The sequence below is a fragment of the Kluyvera fluvialis genome, from assembly GCF_059725275.1.
In genome coordinates, this window is the sequence record NZ_AP046142.1 from 486,267 (window position 1) to 502,067 (window position 15,801).

Genomic DNA, 15,801 nt, shown 5'->3' on the forward strand with positions numbered 1-15,801 from the left:
TATGAAAAAAATTAAATTACTTGGTTCAGCCATGTTGGTAAGTTTGGCACTATTCTCTCAAAGCTCATTTGCAAAAGAATATAAAATTGGTGCTTCATTATTAACACAGCAGCATCCATTTTATATTGATCTGGCTAATGCAATGAAAGCAGAGGCTAAGAAAGATAATGTTCAACTAAGTGTTTCCATTGCCAACCAGGATCTAAACAAACAGCTTTCTGATGTGGAAGATTTCATCACGAAAAAAGTAGATGCTATTATTATATCCCCTGTTGATTCTAAAGGAGTTCAGGCGGCTATTATTAAAGCGGATAAAGCAGGTATTCCAGTAATAACCGTTGATGTTGCCGCTGAGGGTGTTCCTGTTGTAACTCATGTGGCGACAGATAACTATGCTGGTGGTGTTGAGGCCGGTAAATTAATGGGTGAACTGTTAAAAGGTAAAGGTACGGTTGCTATTATTTCCTATCCTGCACTGCAATCTGTTGTCGCACGAGTGGAAGGCTTTAAGAAAGGATTAAGCAGTACCCCTGATATTAAAATTGTCGCAGAGCAACCAGGCATTACGCGTGCAGAGGCGTTAACTACAGCACAAAACATCATGCAGGCAAATCCAAATCTCGGTGGGTTGTTTGGCTTTGGTGATGATGCGGCGCTGGCGGCGGTAATTGCTGCGAAATCTGCCCGTAACGATAATATCAAAATCATCGGCTTTGACGGGATGAAAGAAGCACGTGATGCCGTAGACAGTGAAAAGACATTTGCCGCCGTGATCAGGCAGTATCCAGATCAAATGGGAGCTAAAGCTGTTGATGCCGCCGTTGATCATCTCAATGGTAAACCGGTAGAAAAAATTATTCCGGTACAGCCTGGCGTGTACACAGGGAAATAAAAATTATCTTCACCTCACAACAAAGCGCTATTTGCGTTTTGTTGTGACACTGAGGTAACTATGACGGATGTTATTCTTGATGTTTCGCATATTGCGAAGGCATTTGGTCACGTTCAAGCGTTAAAGGATATTACTCTTACCATTCGCAAAGGGCGTGTGCATACATTATTGGGTGAAAATGGTGCTGGGAAATCTACTTTGATGAAGATTCTCGCCGGTGTTTACCCTCCAACTCAGGGAAGGATTATATTACGAGGAAAGGAAGTTGCGATTAATAACCCTCAGCACTCACGCCAGCTTGGTATTGCTATAATTTTTCAAGAGCTTAGTCTGAGTAATAATATGACTGTGGCGGAAAATATTTACGCTAATAATGAACCGATACGTTTTGGCGTTATTAATGATAAAAAGATGCTCGCTGACTGCAAGCATTTATTAACTGAATTGGGGATCCCATTAGAACCACAGGACATTGTGGGCGATATGTCGATGGCACATCGACAATTAGTTGAAATAGCTAAGGCTTTAAGCTACCCCGCAGATGTAGTGATAATGGACGAACCGACCTCTTCGCTAAGTGATAATGAAGCAGAGATCCTATTTGGCATTATCGAAAAGCTAAAGCAACGAGGTAGCGCGGTAATCTATATTTCACATCGCATGGATGAAATTATGCGGATCTCGGATGATATTTCTGTTATCCGCGATGGTGAATATATTGCTACGCATGAGAAGAAGAACAGTAATATTCAACAATTGATTGCTCAGATGGTTGGGCGAGAAATGAAAAATATCTGGCCTCCACGTATTGGCGAAAAACCTGACGAAAGTGTTATGGCAAAACTTGAGGTTAAAAATCTTACTCATCCTTCGCTCTTTCAGCAGGTTAATTTTGTTGTCCGTCCCGGAGAAGTCCTTGGATTTTTTGGGCTGGTGGGAGCCGGGCGATCGGATGTATTGAAAGCTTTATTTGGCCTGGTTTCTTATCAGGGAACCCTTCTTATTGATGGTAAAGAGGTCTCGCTCTCGAGCCCGAAAGCGGCTATCGATCATGGCATTGCTTTTGTGACGGAAAATCGTAAAGAAGAAGGGCTAGTACTGATGCACGATGTAAATATGAATACCCATCACGTTGCGTTTCAGTATAACGCGTCAAAAATGGGGCTAATAAACCATCGTGAAGAGGAAGTGCGAACGCGCAAGTCGATAGAAAGAATGAATACCAAAATCAGTTCTATTCATCAACCAGTAGGGGCGTTAAGTGGTGGGAATCAGCAGAAAATAGTGTTGTCGAAATGGTTAGAAAAAACACCACGAATTCTATTACTGGATGAACCTACACGCGGTGTTGATGTAGGGGCGAAATTCGAAATTTACAACGTGATACGCCAACTTGCGGCAGCGGGGACTGCAATTATCCTGGTTTCCTCTGAGTTACCGGAGGTCATGGCGCTAAGCGATCGCCTGGTTGTTATGCGAAATAAAACGATTGCAGAAATCTATTCATGTGAAAATTTAACGCAGACACAAGTAATGACCGCTGCGACAGGAGTTCGTTAAATGACTGAGAAGACTATTCCGATGTTGGAAAAATCGGGAGTACCCGTGGTGAATGGATTTAAAAAAGTCTTTAAGCAATATGGCGGTATTCTGAGTGGCATGGTGGTGTTGATTGTCCTATTCAGCTTTATGAATGACAGTTTCTTCACTGCTAATAATATTACAAATATTATTCTTCAGGTTTCAATTATTGCTATTACCGCCTATGGTATGACCTATGTATTACTGCTTGGTGACATTGATTTATCAGTAGGTTCAACCATCGCACTGATTGGCACTTTTGCAGCCCTTGGCGCATCGTGGGGAATACCGTTTATCTTTTTAATTCCGTTGTCAATCATTGCTGCATTAGTTTTAGGCGCAATTAATGGCGGGTTAACTGCACTAGCAGGAATACCTTCTTTTATTGTCACGGTAGCGACTATGGGGATATTTCGTGGCGTTGCCTATATTGTGACTGATGGTACTCCTATTATGATCAAGGATGATGCTTTCCTAGCGCTGGGTAATAGTGAGTTTTTATATATCCCTATACCTATCTGGATCTTGCTGGTTTTACTATTAGTTAATCATTTCATTCTGACTAAAACGGCGTTTGGACGTAAAATTTATATTACCGGTGGTAATAAAGAAGCAGCAATCTATTCTGGTATTAATGTTGTTCGCTTAAAGATTAAAGTCTTTATGATTACGGCGGTACTGGCGGGTATTAGCGGTATGATTCTTGCCTCACGGCTTTATTCAGGGCAACCCAATTCAGCGCTGAGCTATGAGCTAGATGCCATTGCGGCAGCAGTGCTTGGAGGCACAAGCCTAAACGGTGGTTACGGTACGGTAGTCGGAACCATGATTGGGGCATTAACTATTGGTGTTATCAACAATGGTATGAACTTAATGAATGTTCCTTATTTCTACCAAATGGTGGTTAAAGGGCTAGTCATTTTGGTCGCGGTCTATGTCGATGTCAGAAATAAAAGAAAACGCAGCTAATTATTTCAAGGGATTAATAATATGAGTAAGGTTTTCACGATTGGAGAAATTCTGGTTGAAATTATGGCGAGCAAAACCGGTCAGCCATTTGATCAACCTGGGGTGTGGAATGGGCCGTATCCTAGCGGTGCACCTGCGATCTTTATCGACCAGGTGACACGCCTTGGAGTGCCATGCGGTATTATTAGTTGCGTAGGGAATGATGGTTTTGGTGATATTAATATACATCGACTAGAGGCCGATGGCGTAGATATTCGCGGTATTTCAGTATTACCGCTGGAAGCTACCGGTAGTGCATTCGTGACGTATCATAAATCAGGAGACCGTGATTTTATCTTTAATATTAAGAATGCAGCTTGTGGTAAGTTATCCGCTCAGCATGTAGATGAAAACCTGCTAAATGATTGCACGCATTTTCATATTATGGGCTCATCATTATTTTCGTTTCATATGGTCGATGCAGTAAAAAAAGCGGTGACAATAGTAAAAGAAAATGGTGGTGTTATTTCTTTCGATCCCAATATCCGCAAAGAGATGCTTGATATCCCTGAAATGCGTGATGCATTACATTTTGTTCTGGAATTAACCGATATTTATATGCCCAGTGAGAGTGAAGTCTTACTGTTATCACCACACTCAACGCCAGAGCGTGCTATTGCCGGTTTCCTTAATGATGGGGTTAAAGAAGTCATTGTGAAGCGTGGTAATAAAGGGGCAAGTTACTACTCTGCGCTAGAGCATTTTCACGTTGATAGTTATTCGGTACAAGAAATCGACCCGACCGGAGCGGGAGATTGCTTCGGTGGCGCATATATTGCCTGCCTCCAGCTCGGGTTTGATGCTCGTCGGGCTTTGCGATATGCCAATGCTTGCGGTGCACTGGCGGTAACGCGTCGTGGCCCTATGGAAGGCACTTCCCTGCTTCAGGATATCGAGGCGTTTATCGGTCATAATAATACGGCCACGCAGGAGGCTAAGCTATGAAAAGCGATATTTGGCCGTGGATTGGCGATCTCTCTCAAGTGGCGGGTATTAAGCACTATGAATTGTGTAGCGGCAGAGCTAAAGGGACGGAAGCGTTTGATGTTCGCACTGGAGCTGGATTGGCTTTTACCGTTGTGAAAGATCGTGCACTGGATATTGCCTGGGCCAGCTATAAAGACACATCTCTTTCATTTATTACACCTAACGGTATGGTTTCACCGACGTTCTTTGAGCCGCAGGGCAATGGTTTTTTACGTAGTTTCTATGCGGGCTTACTCACGACGTGTGGGCTGAGTTATATAGGAACACCCTGTGAAGATAACGGTGAAATGCTTGGGCTACATGGGCGCTTAGCTGCAACTCCTGCTGAAGAGGTGGGATACCGAACTGAGCGAACTGAGCAAGGTATTGAGTTTATTATTAATGGCAAGGTACGCGAAACACGGCTGTTTGGTGAGAACCTAACGTTGGAGAGAACAATCCGCTGCGTTTATGGTAAGAATATTCTGCATATAAAGGATAAAGTCACCAATAATGGGTTTTCCGAGCAGCCGTTGCAGATTTTGTATCACTTCAATTATGGTTGGCCGTTGTTGTCGCCGGATGCAGAGATTCTCCTGTCGGCCAAAAGTGTCATACCACGTACGCCAAGGGCGGAAGACGGGTTGAGCGAACATCTGAATATTAGCGCGCCACAGCCTGGGTTTGCGGAGCAGGTTTATTACATGACACTCAACGGTGATAGCGAGGGAATGAGTAAGGTCGCGCTAATTAACCGTCAGCTAGGCTGGGGGATCTATGAGAAATTCAGCACCCGGCAATTACCTAATTTTATTCAATGGAAAAATTTAGCTGCCGGCGAATATGTCATGGGACTTGAAGTTAGCAATAGCTTCCCTGATGGGCGCGATCAAGAACGTGCTCAAGGACGTCTGGCATTCATCAAGCCTGGTGAAGCAATAGAATATAATTTTGAATTGGGAATTGTAGAAGGTGATGACGCGATAACATCGCTGGAAGAAGAAATTGCCAGTTACCGCTAATACCAATAAAAACGCCGGACCTTCATAAGAGAGCCCGGCGTTGTGTTATCTAATTATTCGTACCGGCAGATTACCGATATCAATAATTATTTTTCCTGCAATCCGAGTTTTTTCTCCAGGTAGTGGATGTTAGTCCCACCATGCTGGAAGTTCTCGTCGCTCATAATACGCATCTGCAAATCAACGTTGGTTTTGATACCGTCGATGATCAGCTCTTGCAGCGCATTCTTCATGCGAGAAATCGCGATATCACGGGTTTCACCGTAGCAGATAAGTTTGCCGATCATTGAGTCATAGTACGGTGGCACAGTGTAGCCCGCGTAAATATGAGACTCCCAACGAACGCCAAAACCGCCTGGTGCGTGGAAACGCGTGATTTTACCTGGGCTTGGCAGGAAGGTGTCCGGGTCTTCGGCGTTGATACGGCATTCCACCGCATGGCCGCGAACGTGCACTTCTTCTTGCTTGATAGACAGCGGCTGACCAGCAGCAATACGCAGCTGCTCTTTGATAAGGTCTACGCCGGTGATCATCTCGGTAACCGGGTGCTCTACCTGAATACGGGTGTTCATTTCAATGAAATAGAACTCGCCGTTTTCGAACAGGAACTCGAAAGTACCCGCGCCACGGTAGCCGATATCCACACACGCTTTCGCGCAGCGTTCGCCGATGTAGCGACGCAGTTCCGGGGTAATGCCCGGTGCTGGTGCTTCTTCGACGACTTTCTGGTGGCGACGCTGCATGGAGCAGTCACGTTCAGCCAGATAGATAGCGTTGCCCTGACCATCGGCCAATACCTGAATCTCGACGTGGCGAGGATTTTCCAGGTATTTCTCCATGTACACCATGTCGTTGTTGAATGCAGATTTTGCTTCCGCTTTCGTCATGGAGATAGACTGCGCCAGTTCAGCGTCGCTGCGCACTACGCGCATACCGCGACCGCCACCGCCACCGGAGGCTTTGATGATAACCGGGTAGCCGATGCGTTTAGCATGAGCGCGGTTAGCATCCATATCGTCGCCCAGCGGGCCGTCGGAGCCTGGTACGGTTGGGACGCCCGCTTTTTTCATCGCGGTAATCGCAGACACTTTATCGCCCATCAGGCGGATAGTGTCGGCTTTCGGGCCGATGAAGATAAAGCCTGAGCGTTCAACCTGCTCGGCAAAGTTGGCGTTCTCAGAGAGGAAGCCATAGCCAGGGTGAATAGCTACTGCCCCGGTAATCTCAGCGGCGCTGATAATCGCCGGGATGTTCAGATAGCTTTTTACGGATGGAGCCGGCCCAATACAAACCGTCTCATCCGCCAGTAATACGTGTTTTAAATCGCGATCCGCAGTGGAGTGCACAGCGACAGTCTTGATGCCCAGTTCTTTACAGGCACGAAGAATACGCAGAGCAATCTCGCCACGGTTGGCGATAACAATTTTATCCAGCATCTTCGCCTCGTTACTCGATGACGACCAGAGGCTCGTCAAATTCAACCGGTTGACCGCTTTCTACCAGGATTGCTTTCACAGTACCTGCTTTATCGGCTTCGATCTGGTTCATCATTTTCATTGCTTCAACGATGCACAGGGTGTCGCCAACGTTAACTTTCTGACCAACTTCCACGAATGCTTTCGCGTCCGGGCCTGGGGTGCGATAGAAAGTACCAACCATCGGGGAACGTACGATGTGACCACTGATTTCAGCTGTAGCCGTGGCTTCAACTGCGGCTGGTGCGGCGGCAGGTGCCTGCTGTTGCATTACAGGCGCTGCATAAGCCTGCTGCATCACTGGAATGCCGGTGTTCGGTGCTGCGCGGCTGATGCGCACAGACTCTTCGCCTTCAGAAATTTCCAGTTCGTTGATGCCAGACTCTTCGACCAGCTCGATCAGTTTTTTAATCTTACGAATATCCATGAGTGGGTTCCGTACTCTTTGTTTAGTGTGATTGTGACAGGCGTTTTACGACCGTCTGTAAAGCGTATGAATAACCGTCAGCTCCTAGCCCACAGATAACGCCAGTCGCGATATCAGAGAGGTACGAGTGATGACGGAACGGCTCACGCGCATGTACGTTGCTGAGGTGAATCTCGATAAACGGGATGCTCACCGCCAACAACGCATCGCGAATAGCAACACTTGTGTGCGTAAACGCGGCCGGATTGATCAGGATATAGTCCACATTGTCTTTAGCCTGATGAATTCGGTCGATGATTGCGTACTCGGCGTTAGATTGCAGGTGCTCAAGCGAGACATTTAGCGCTTCGGCTTCCGTATTTAAGCGGCTAACGATCTGGGAAAGCGTCAGCGTGCCGTACTTCTCTGGCTCGCGGGTGCCTAACATATTCAGGTTCGGGCCGTTCAAAAGCAAAATGCGAAACTTGTCAGTCATTGTGCTGCTATCTCCTGCAATTCTCGGGTAAAAAACAAAATATACCTTCGATGCGCGATTGTCACCTTTCCAGGGAGCTAAAATCCCTGTCAGGTAAACCAAGGTCGCACATTATAACTATTTCGTAGCATTTGGCAGCTAAATACTGGTCTTATCAGGGAAGATTATCAACCGCTATCGTGTAAAGAACATCTAACGATAAGAGAATTGCGGTAAACCGCACATATCACGAAACTAGCGCCACCATTGGCGAAACTTCTTATATCTGAACGCTAACAGCACGATTGCGCACCCGGCATAAAGCAGTGGTTGCGGCGAGATAATCTTCACTGACCACAAGAAATGTATCGGCGCGAGAATCGCCACCAGATAGACGAAGTTATGCAAAAGTTGCCAACGTCGGCCCAGTTTTCGCTGCATAGTCTGTGTCGATGTGACCGCCAGTGCCAGCAGAATGAGCCAGCAGGCAAATCCCAGCAGCAAATAAGGACGCGATACAATCTCCTGCCCTAATAGCGGCAGGTTCTGAATGCCCAGCTCAAGTAAGCTGTAGCTCGTAAGATGCAGGGTCGCCCACGCAAAACACCATAGCCCCAGTAATCGGCGGGTACGGATCAACAGCGGTTGCTTAGCGTAGCGCGCCAAAGGGGCGACTAACAAGGTCGCCAATAGCAATTTCAGAGCCATCCTACCGGTAAAGTGTTGAATATCTTTAGCCGGGTCGGCGCTGAGTTGCCCTTGTGAGGCAGCCCAAAATAGCCAAACAAACGGTAAGAAGGCTGCAAGATGCAGCAAAACCTTCAGCCAGGTCACCTGTTTGAGCGTCAAACGCATTAAAAATTCTCCCGTAAATTAAGCCCGTGATACAGCGATGCTACCTCATCGGCATAGCCATTAAACAGCAATGTTGGCTGACGCTGGACATCAAGAATGCCGCCCGCGCCAATAAAACGCTCGGTTGCCTGTGACCAGCGTGGATGGTCAACGTGTGGGTTCACATTAGCGTAAAAACCGTATTCATCCGGTGCGGCCAGGTTCCAGGTGGAGTCTGGCTTTTCACGTGTGAGCATAATACTGACTATCGACTTAATGCCTTTAAAACCGTATTTCCACGGCACGGTGAGACGGATGGGCGCGCCATTTTGTGGCGGCAGCGCTTTACCGTACACGCCAACGGTTAGCAATGTTAGCGGATGCATCGCCTCGTCGAGGCGCAGCCCTTCTACATAAGGATAAGCAAGGCCGCCGCCGATAAATCGGTCCTTCTGTCCGGGCATATTTTCCGGCGAATAGAGCGTTTTAAACGCCACATATTTGGCGTTGCTGGTGGGTTCTACGGCGGCGAGCAGTTTATGTAATGGGAAACCAATCCATGGTACGACCATTGACCAGGCTTCGACGCAGCGCATCCGGTAGATTCGTTGCTCCAGCGGGAAACGTTTAGTCAGGTCGTCGTAATCGAGTGTCAGGGGTTTTGCCACCTCGCCGCCGATGGTCAACGTCCAGGGATTGACCGGTAGACTCCCGGCATTGGCGGCAGGGTCGGCCTTATCAAGGCCAAACTCATAGAAGTTGTTATAGCCGGTGACTTTATTTTCCGGTGTTTGCACCAGCGTGTTCTGCCATTCGGCGGGCTTGGTAAAGGTTAACGGCGGGCCAGAGGGCGCGGCAGGGCGATCGTTGCCTTTAAACCAGTCGGTCAGGCTGGAGGCGTGCAGGGGGAGCGCCGCCGTGGCGGTGCTGATACCCAGAATCTTCAGGATTTGGCGACGTTGCAGCATAAAAACGGACTCTGCCGTTACGTCTGCTTCAGTCAATTTACGGGCTTTCATAACATCCTCCGTCAGGTTTTTTCTAATCATGACGGAGGAGTGCGATTATCGCGAGTTCACCTTGCAAAATAAGTGATTAGGCGATTTTCACCAACGTGCGGCCTTGAATTTGATTATTGATAATTTTGTCTGCAAATTCAGGTGCTTGAGCGAGTTTTATCTCGGTTGCGCTCTGCGCGAAGAAGCTCTCCGGCAAATCAGTAACCAAACGTTGCCACGCCTGAGTGCGGCGCGCGGCTGGCGTCATCACCGAGTCAACGCCCTGTAAACGCACGTTACGCAGAATAAATGGCATCACAGTCGTCGGCAGCGCGAAGCCACCGGCCAGGCCGCAGGCCGCGACGCAACCGCCGTAGCTCATCTGCGCCAGCACTTTGGCTAACACTTTATCGCCCACGGTATCGACCGCGCCCGCCCAAATCTGTTTTTCCAGTGGGCGTGTTTCAGCGAACTCGTCGCGGCCGAGAATGCGGTTCGCGCCCAGCGCGCGTAAATAGTCGTGGGTGCTTTCGCGACCGGATACCGCCACCACCTGGTAGCCCAGTTTGTGCAGCAGAGCAATCGCCGTGCTGCCTACGCCGCCGCTTGCGCCGGTAACCACAATTTCACCGTCTTCAGGGCGAATACCGGCATCTTCCAGCGCCATGACGCACAGCATGGCGGTAAAGCCAGCAGTGCCGATAATCATTGCTTTACGCCCATCAAGGCCCGCAGGCAGCGAAACCAGCCAGTCACCATTGACGCGCGCACGTTCAGACAAGCCGCCCCAATGGTTTTCACCTACGCCCCAGCCGGTCAGCAACACTTGCTGGCCAGGAGTAAAGCGCGCATCGTCGCTGGCGTGAACCGTCCCAGCGAAATCAATCCCTGGTACCATCGGGAAATTACGGATGATTTTCCCTTTACCGGTGATGGCCAATGCATCTTTATAGTTCAGGCTAGACCATTGAATATCGACGGTCACATTGCCCTGAGGCAGCAGACTGTCGTCAACGGCCTTCACTGCGGCGATGGTTTTGCCATCCTGCTGTTCTAAGAGGAGTGCCTGCATAACCCTTCCTTACATGGACTGATAGTGAAAAAATTTACCCAGGACTATACTCGCTTATCATAATTTGATGGCGATTTGGCGCAATAAATTGCCAGTTCTGCCAGGTTTGGTAGTATGCCGACCTTGTTTGATAGGTTAGTGCTTACTTATGGTAAGACACGGACGACGACGCCCGATACGCCATCAAGGAACGAATTAACCCATGGAGTTAACTCAGGGATGCGATTAACGACCAAGTTTTCAGCTTTTTTCACGCTTCTGACCGGGCTTACTATCCTGGTGACGTTAATCGGCTCCTCGTTGAGTTTTTATAATGGCATACAGTATAAGACAGCGAAACGAGTGCAGGCAGTGGCGACGGTGCTTGATAACCGTCTCATTAATACCCCATTTGATAAGCTAGACGGTCAGCTTGATGAAATGATGGCACCGCTGGATATTGTGCGCGTCGATTTCACACTGCACGGCAAAACGCTGCTTCACCATATCCGTAACAGTAGTTACCTGCCGATGGGAAGTCACCAGCAGCACCGCGAAATAGCCGTGCCCTCGGTGAAGCATCCGGGTATGGTCATCCATCTGCTCTATCTGGATCCGATGGCCAACTATTTCCGCTCATTAATGACCACTGCGCCGCTGACTATCGCGATCGCCTTTATGGTGCTGGTGGTCTTTATCGCCGTTCGTTGGCTGCGTCGGCAGTTGGCGGGGGAAGAGTTACTGGAGATGCGCGCTATTCGCATTCTTAACGGCGAGCGCGGGGCGAAAGCAAAAGGCAACATTCATGAATGGCCTGCGCGCACCAGCAGCGCGCTGGATGTGCTATTGTCGGATGTTCAGTTTGCCAGCGAACAGCGCAGCCGCCTGGATACGCTTATTCGCGCTTATGCGGCGCAAGACTCCAAAACCGGCCTCAGCAACCGGCTGTTTTTCGATAACCAACTGGCGACGCTGCTCGATGACCAGGAAAACGTCGGCGCGCACGGTATTGTGATGATGATTCGCCTGCCAGATTTCGACTTCCTGCGCGATAACTGGGGGCGAGCGGCGGCGGAAGAGCATGTCTTCACGCTGATAAACCTGCTTTCTACCTTTATTATGCGCTACCCCGGCGCACTGCTGGCGCGCTATCGCCGTAGCGACTTCAGCGTTCTGTTGCCGCACCGCACATTAAAAGAGGCCGACAGCATTGCCGGGCAATTATTAAAAGCGGTTGATGGGTTGCCGCTGACCAAAATCCTCGACCGTGACGACATGATGCATATTGGTATCTGCGCGTGGCGTAGCGGGCAGTCCACCGAGCAGGTGATGGAACATGCCGAAGCCGCAGTACGGAATGCGGTGTTACAGGGTAGCAACAGTTGGTCCATTTATGACGATTCATTGCCGGAAAAAGGGCGCGGGAACGTTCGCTGGCGCACGTTGATTGAGCAAATGCTGAGCCGTGGCGGCCCGCGTATTTACCAAAAGCCCGCGGTTACGCTTGAAGGGAAAGTACATCACCGAGATCTTATGTGCCGCGTCTTTGATGGTAAGGATGAGGTGATTGCCGCCGAATATATGCCTATGGTGTTGGAGTTTGGCCATGGCGAGGAGTATGACCGTCAACAAATCTCGCGGCTGATCCCTTTCCTCAGTTTTTGGCCGGAAGAAAACCTGGCGATTCAGGTCACCGTTGAGTCGCTTATCCGCCCGCGTTTTCAACGCTGGCTGCGTGATACATTAATGCAGTGCGAAAAATCGCAACGTCGACGGATTATTTTTGAACTTGCAGAGGTAGATGTTTGTCAACATATCACGCGTTTGCAACCGGTCGTTCGTTTAATACATGCTTTAGGTGTTAGGGTGGCGGTAACGCAGGCAGGTTTAGCCTTAGTAAGTACTAGCTGGATTAAGCAGCTTGAGATTGAACTTATTAAGGTTGATCCGGTATTAGTGCGTAATATTGAAAAGCGTAGTCAAAACCAGTTGCTGGTGCAAAGCCTGGTCGAAGCCTGTAAAGGAACGTCAATACAGGTTTTTGCCGCAGGCGTCCGCAGCCGGGGCGAGTGGCAAGTATTGACTGAATGTGGAGTTTTCGGCGGTCAGGGCGATTTTTTTGCTGCTTCACAGCCTCTTGACTCAAATGTGAAAAAATATTCGCAAAGATATTCGGTTTGACCTGCTGTTTAACGTGTTTATCACGTAGAATAACGCGCGCGGTTTTTTCCGGGAGTGTGCATGTCTGCTCGCTGGTAAAAGACGCATCATGCATGTGACGACCTTTGACAGGTACAAATTCAGGAAGGAGCGGCAGTAAGTCTCCCTGCACTGAAGGAGTCAGGTTGAATTTGTAATAAAGGTAACGAACTGCACTAATTTTCACCGTTGCAGATGATTTTTGCGCCTTGTCGCTGCTGCGTGTGGTTGGTAAAGTAAGCGGATTTTGTTTTCCGCCCCAGCTTTCAGGATTATCCCTTAGTATGTTGAAAAAATTTCGTGGCATGTTTTCCAATGACCTGTCCATTGACCTGGGTACCGCGAATACCCTGATTTATGTGAAAGGACAAGGCATCGTATTGAATGAGCCTTCCGTGGTCGCCATTCGTCAGGATCGTGCTGGGTCGCCGAAAAGCGTTGCCGCTGTCGGTCATGACGCCAAGCAGATGCTGGGTCGTACACCTGGTAACATCGCAGCTATTCGCCCGATGAAAGACGGCGTTATCGCCGACTTCTTCGTGACCGAAAAAATGCTCCAGCACTTCATCAAACAGGTTCACAGCAACAGCTTTATGCGCCCAAGCCCGCGCGTACTGGTTTGTGTACCGGTGGGCGCTACTCAGGTAGAGCGTCGTGCAATCCGTGAATCCGCACAGGGCGCTGGCGCTCGTGAAGTCTTCCTGATTGAAGAGCCTATGGCTGCGGCAATTGGTGCAGGTCTGCCAGTCTCTGAAGCAACCGGCTCTATGGTTGTGGATATCGGTGGTGGTACGACTGAAGTTGCGGTTATCTCTCTGAACGGCGTGGTGTACTCCTCTTCCGTGCGTATCGGTGGCGACCGTTTCGACGAAGCTATCATTAACTACGTACGCCGTAACTACGGTTCCCTGATTGGTGAGGCGACCGCAGAACGTATCAAGCATGAAATCGGTTCTGCTTACCCAGGCGACGAAGTACGTGAAATCGAAGTCCGTGGCCGTAACCTGGCAGAAGGTGTTCCGCGTGGCTTTACGCTGAACTCCAATGAAATTCTCGAAGCGCTGCAAGAACCGCTGACCGGTATCGTAAGCGCGGTGATGGTTGCACTGGAACAGTGCCCGCCAGAACTGGCTTCCGACATCTCCGAGCGCGGTATGGTGCTGACCGGTGGTGGCGCGCTGCTGCGTAACCTCGACCGCCTGTTAATGGAAGAAACCGGTATTCCAGTTGTCGTTGCTGAAGATCCGCTGACCTGCGTAGCGCGCGGCGGCGGCAAGGCGCTGGAAATGATCGACATGCACGGCGGCGACTTGTTTAGCGAAGAGTAGTCAGCCTGAGTCCGGGGTAGCTTTCGGGCTGCCCTTGATTCCACTGACACGAGAATACGCATAGCCTATGAAGCCCATTTTTAGCCGTGGCCCATCGCTACAGATTCGCCTAATTCTGGCGGTGCTGGTGGCGCTGGGGGTCATCATCGCCGACAGCCGCCTGGGTATGTTCAGCCAAATTCGAACATACATGGATACTGCCGTCAGTCCTTTCTACTTTGTTTCTAATGGTCCCCGTGAATTGCTGGATAGCGTTTCGCAAACGCTGGCTTCACGCGATCAGCTCGAATTCGAAAACCGTGCATTACGTCAGGAACTGTTGTTGAAAAACAGTGACCTGCTGATGCTGGGTCAGTACAAACAGGAAAACGCCCGTTTACGTGAACTGTTAGGTTCACCGCTGCGCCAGGACGAACAGAAAATGGTGACGCAGGTGATCTCAACGGTTAACGATCCTTATAGCGATCAAGTTGTTATCGACAAAGGTAGCGTCAACGGCGTTTATGAAGGTCAGCCGGTTATCAGTGATAAAGGCGTCGTCGGTCAGGTTGTTGCTGTGGCAAAACTGACCAGCCGCGTGTTGCTGATTTGCGACGCGACCCATGCATTGCCGATTCAAGTTCTGCGTAACGATATTCGCGTGATTGCTGCCGGTAACGGCTGCACCGACGACCTGCAACTGGAGCATCTTCCGGCCAATACCGACATTCGTGTGGGTGATGTGCTGGTGACCTCTGGTCTGGGCGGGCGCTTCCCGGAAGGTTATCCGGTGGGCGTGGTGTCATCCGTGAAGTTGGATACGCAGCGTGCGTACACCGTGATTCAGGCGCGCCCAACGGCGGGTTTACAGCGTTTGCGTTATCTTCTGCTGCTATGGGGTGCTGACCGCAACGGTACTAACCCGATGACGCCAGAAGAAGTGCATCGTGTCGCCAATGAACGTCTGATGCAGATGATGCCTCAGGTACTGCCGTCGCCGGATGCCATGGGGCCGCCGGTTCCAGCTCCAGCCACGGGGATTGCCACCCCAGCCCCTGCGGGTACTACGCCACCTAAGCTCCCTTCAGGAGGGCAATAGTGGCAAGTTACCGCAGCCAGGGACGCTGGGTCATCTGGCTCTCGTTTCTCATCGCACTGTTGTTACAGGTCATGCCATGGCCGGATGACCTGAGCGTTTTCCGGCCAAATTGGGTTCTGCTTATTCTGCTTTACTGGGCGCTGGCGCTGCCGCACCGGGTGAATGTGGGGACGGGCTTCGTGATGGGTGCCATACTGGATCTGATCAGTGGTTCAACGCTCGGCGTGCGCGCGCTGTCGTTGAGTATTGTGGCGTATCTGGTGGCGCTTAAATATCAGCTATTTCGTAACCTGGCGCTTTGGCAACAGGCGCTGGTGGTCATGCTGCTCTCGCTCGCAACGGATATTATTGTTTTCTGGGCAGAGTTTTTAGTGATCAACGTCTCTTTCCGACCTGAAGTGTTCTGGAGTAGTGTAGTAAACGGTGTGCTCTGGCCGTGGATATTTCTTCTGATGCGTAAAGTTCGCCAGCAATTTGCCGTTCAATAA

Annotated in this window: 15 protein-coding genes; 9 read left to right on the top strand and 6 right to left on the bottom strand. The window is 49.6% G+C overall.

Annotation, left to right across the window (positions count from 1 at the left end; genetic code table 11):
• The first annotated feature begins 1 nt into the window (after nucleotide 1).
• From AC6I4B_RS02390 to AC6I4B_RS02410, 5 genes are read left to right on the top strand one after another with little or no spacing between them, the layout of a single operon-like run.
• Nucleotides 2-892: a substrate-binding domain-containing protein gene (locus tag AC6I4B_RS02390; protein ID WP_497769262.1), complete on the top strand. Its 891-nt coding sequence runs from the start codon at nucleotides 2-4 to the stop codon at nucleotides 890-892.
• Between the two features lie 60 nt (nucleotides 893-952).
• Nucleotides 953-2,452, top strand: a complete 1,500-nt coding sequence (locus AC6I4B_RS02395; RefSeq protein WP_497769263.1) for a sugar ABC transporter ATP-binding protein — start codon at nucleotides 953-955, stop codon at nucleotides 2,450-2,452.
• Nucleotides 2,453-3,442: an ABC transporter permease gene (locus AC6I4B_RS02400; RefSeq protein ID WP_497769265.1), complete on the top strand. Its 990-nt coding sequence runs from the start codon at nucleotides 2,453-2,455 to the stop codon at nucleotides 3,440-3,442.
• Nucleotides 3,443-3,463: 21 nt separating this feature from the next.
• Entirely contained in the window at nucleotides 3,464-4,426 is a 963-nt protein-coding gene (locus tag AC6I4B_RS02405) for a sugar kinase (RefSeq protein WP_497769266.1), read from the top strand.
• Nucleotides 4,423-5,469 carry an aldose 1-epimerase family protein gene (locus tag AC6I4B_RS02410; protein WP_497769268.1) on the top strand — a complete coding sequence of 349 codons (1,047 nt, stop codon included), beginning with the start codon at nucleotides 4,423-4,425 and terminating at the stop codon, nucleotides 5,467-5,469. Before AC6I4B_RS02405 ends, AC6I4B_RS02410 begins: the two co-directional genes overlap by 4 nt.
• An 86-nt stretch (nucleotides 5,470-5,555) precedes the next feature.
• Here the strand turns inward: AC6I4B_RS02410 and accC are convergent, their stop codons facing one another.
• The 6 genes from accC to acuI all read right to left on the bottom strand — a co-directional run bounded on the left by accC (nucleotide 5,556) and on the right by acuI (nucleotide 10,729).
• On the bottom strand, nucleotides 5,556-6,905 hold the full coding sequence (accC, locus tag AC6I4B_RS02415; RefSeq protein WP_497769270.1) for an acetyl-CoA carboxylase biotin carboxylase subunit: 1,350 nt from the start codon (nucleotides 6,903-6,905) through the stop codon (nucleotides 5,556-5,558).
• A 10-nt stretch (nucleotides 6,906-6,915) separates the two neighbouring features.
• On the bottom strand, nucleotides 6,916-7,371 hold the full coding sequence (gene accB / locus AC6I4B_RS02420) for an acetyl-CoA carboxylase biotin carboxyl carrier protein (RefSeq protein WP_497769271.1): 456 nt from the start codon (nucleotides 7,369-7,371) through the stop codon (nucleotides 6,916-6,918).
• Nucleotides 7,372-7,393: 22 nt separating this feature from the next.
• The gene (gene aroQ / locus AC6I4B_RS02425) at nucleotides 7,394-7,846 is read right to left on the bottom strand and encodes a type II 3-dehydroquinate dehydratase (protein WP_497769273.1); all 453 of its coding nucleotides are present in this window, start codon (nucleotides 7,844-7,846) and stop codon (nucleotides 7,394-7,396) included.
• Between the two features lie 234 nt (nucleotides 7,847-8,080).
• On the bottom strand, nucleotides 8,081-8,680 hold the full coding sequence (msrQ, locus tag AC6I4B_RS02430; protein ID WP_497769274.1) for a protein-methionine-sulfoxide reductase heme-binding subunit MsrQ: 600 nt from the start codon (nucleotides 8,678-8,680) through the stop codon (nucleotides 8,081-8,083).
• Nucleotides 8,680-9,678: a protein-methionine-sulfoxide reductase catalytic subunit MsrP gene (gene msrP / locus AC6I4B_RS02435; protein WP_497769276.1), complete on the bottom strand. Its 999-nt coding sequence runs from the start codon at nucleotides 9,676-9,678 to the stop codon at nucleotides 8,680-8,682. The genes msrQ and msrP overlap by 1 nt, the downstream gene beginning before the upstream one ends.
• Nucleotides 9,679-9,754: 76 nt before the next feature.
• Entirely contained in the window at nucleotides 9,755-10,729 is a 975-nt protein-coding gene (acuI, locus tag AC6I4B_RS02440; RefSeq protein WP_497769278.1) for an acrylyl-CoA reductase (NADPH), read from the bottom strand.
• Nucleotides 10,730-10,948: 219 nt separating this feature from the next.
• On the opposite strand from acuI, the gene csrD reads away from it, so the two are divergent.
• From csrD to mreD, 4 genes are all read left to right on the top strand, one after another.
• The gene (csrD, locus tag AC6I4B_RS02445) at nucleotides 10,949-12,889 is read left to right on the top strand and encodes an RNase E specificity factor CsrD (protein WP_497769280.1); all 1,941 of its coding nucleotides are present in this window, start codon (nucleotides 10,949-10,951) and stop codon (nucleotides 12,887-12,889) included.
• A 302-nt stretch (nucleotides 12,890-13,191) separates the two neighbouring features.
• The gene (mreB, locus tag AC6I4B_RS02450; RefSeq protein WP_000913396.1) at nucleotides 13,192-14,235 is read left to right on the top strand and encodes a rod shape-determining protein MreB; all 1,044 of its coding nucleotides are present in this window, start codon (nucleotides 13,192-13,194) and stop codon (nucleotides 14,233-14,235) included.
• Between the two features lie 67 nt (nucleotides 14,236-14,302).
• The gene (gene mreC / locus AC6I4B_RS02455) at nucleotides 14,303-15,313 is read left to right on the top strand and encodes a rod shape-determining protein MreC (protein ID WP_497769311.1); all 1,011 of its coding nucleotides are present in this window, start codon (nucleotides 14,303-14,305) and stop codon (nucleotides 15,311-15,313) included.
• On the top strand, nucleotides 15,313-15,801 hold the full coding sequence (gene mreD / locus AC6I4B_RS02460; protein ID WP_497769313.1) for a rod shape-determining protein MreD: 489 nt from the start codon (nucleotides 15,313-15,315) through the stop codon (nucleotides 15,799-15,801). Before mreC ends, mreD begins: the two co-directional genes overlap by 1 nt.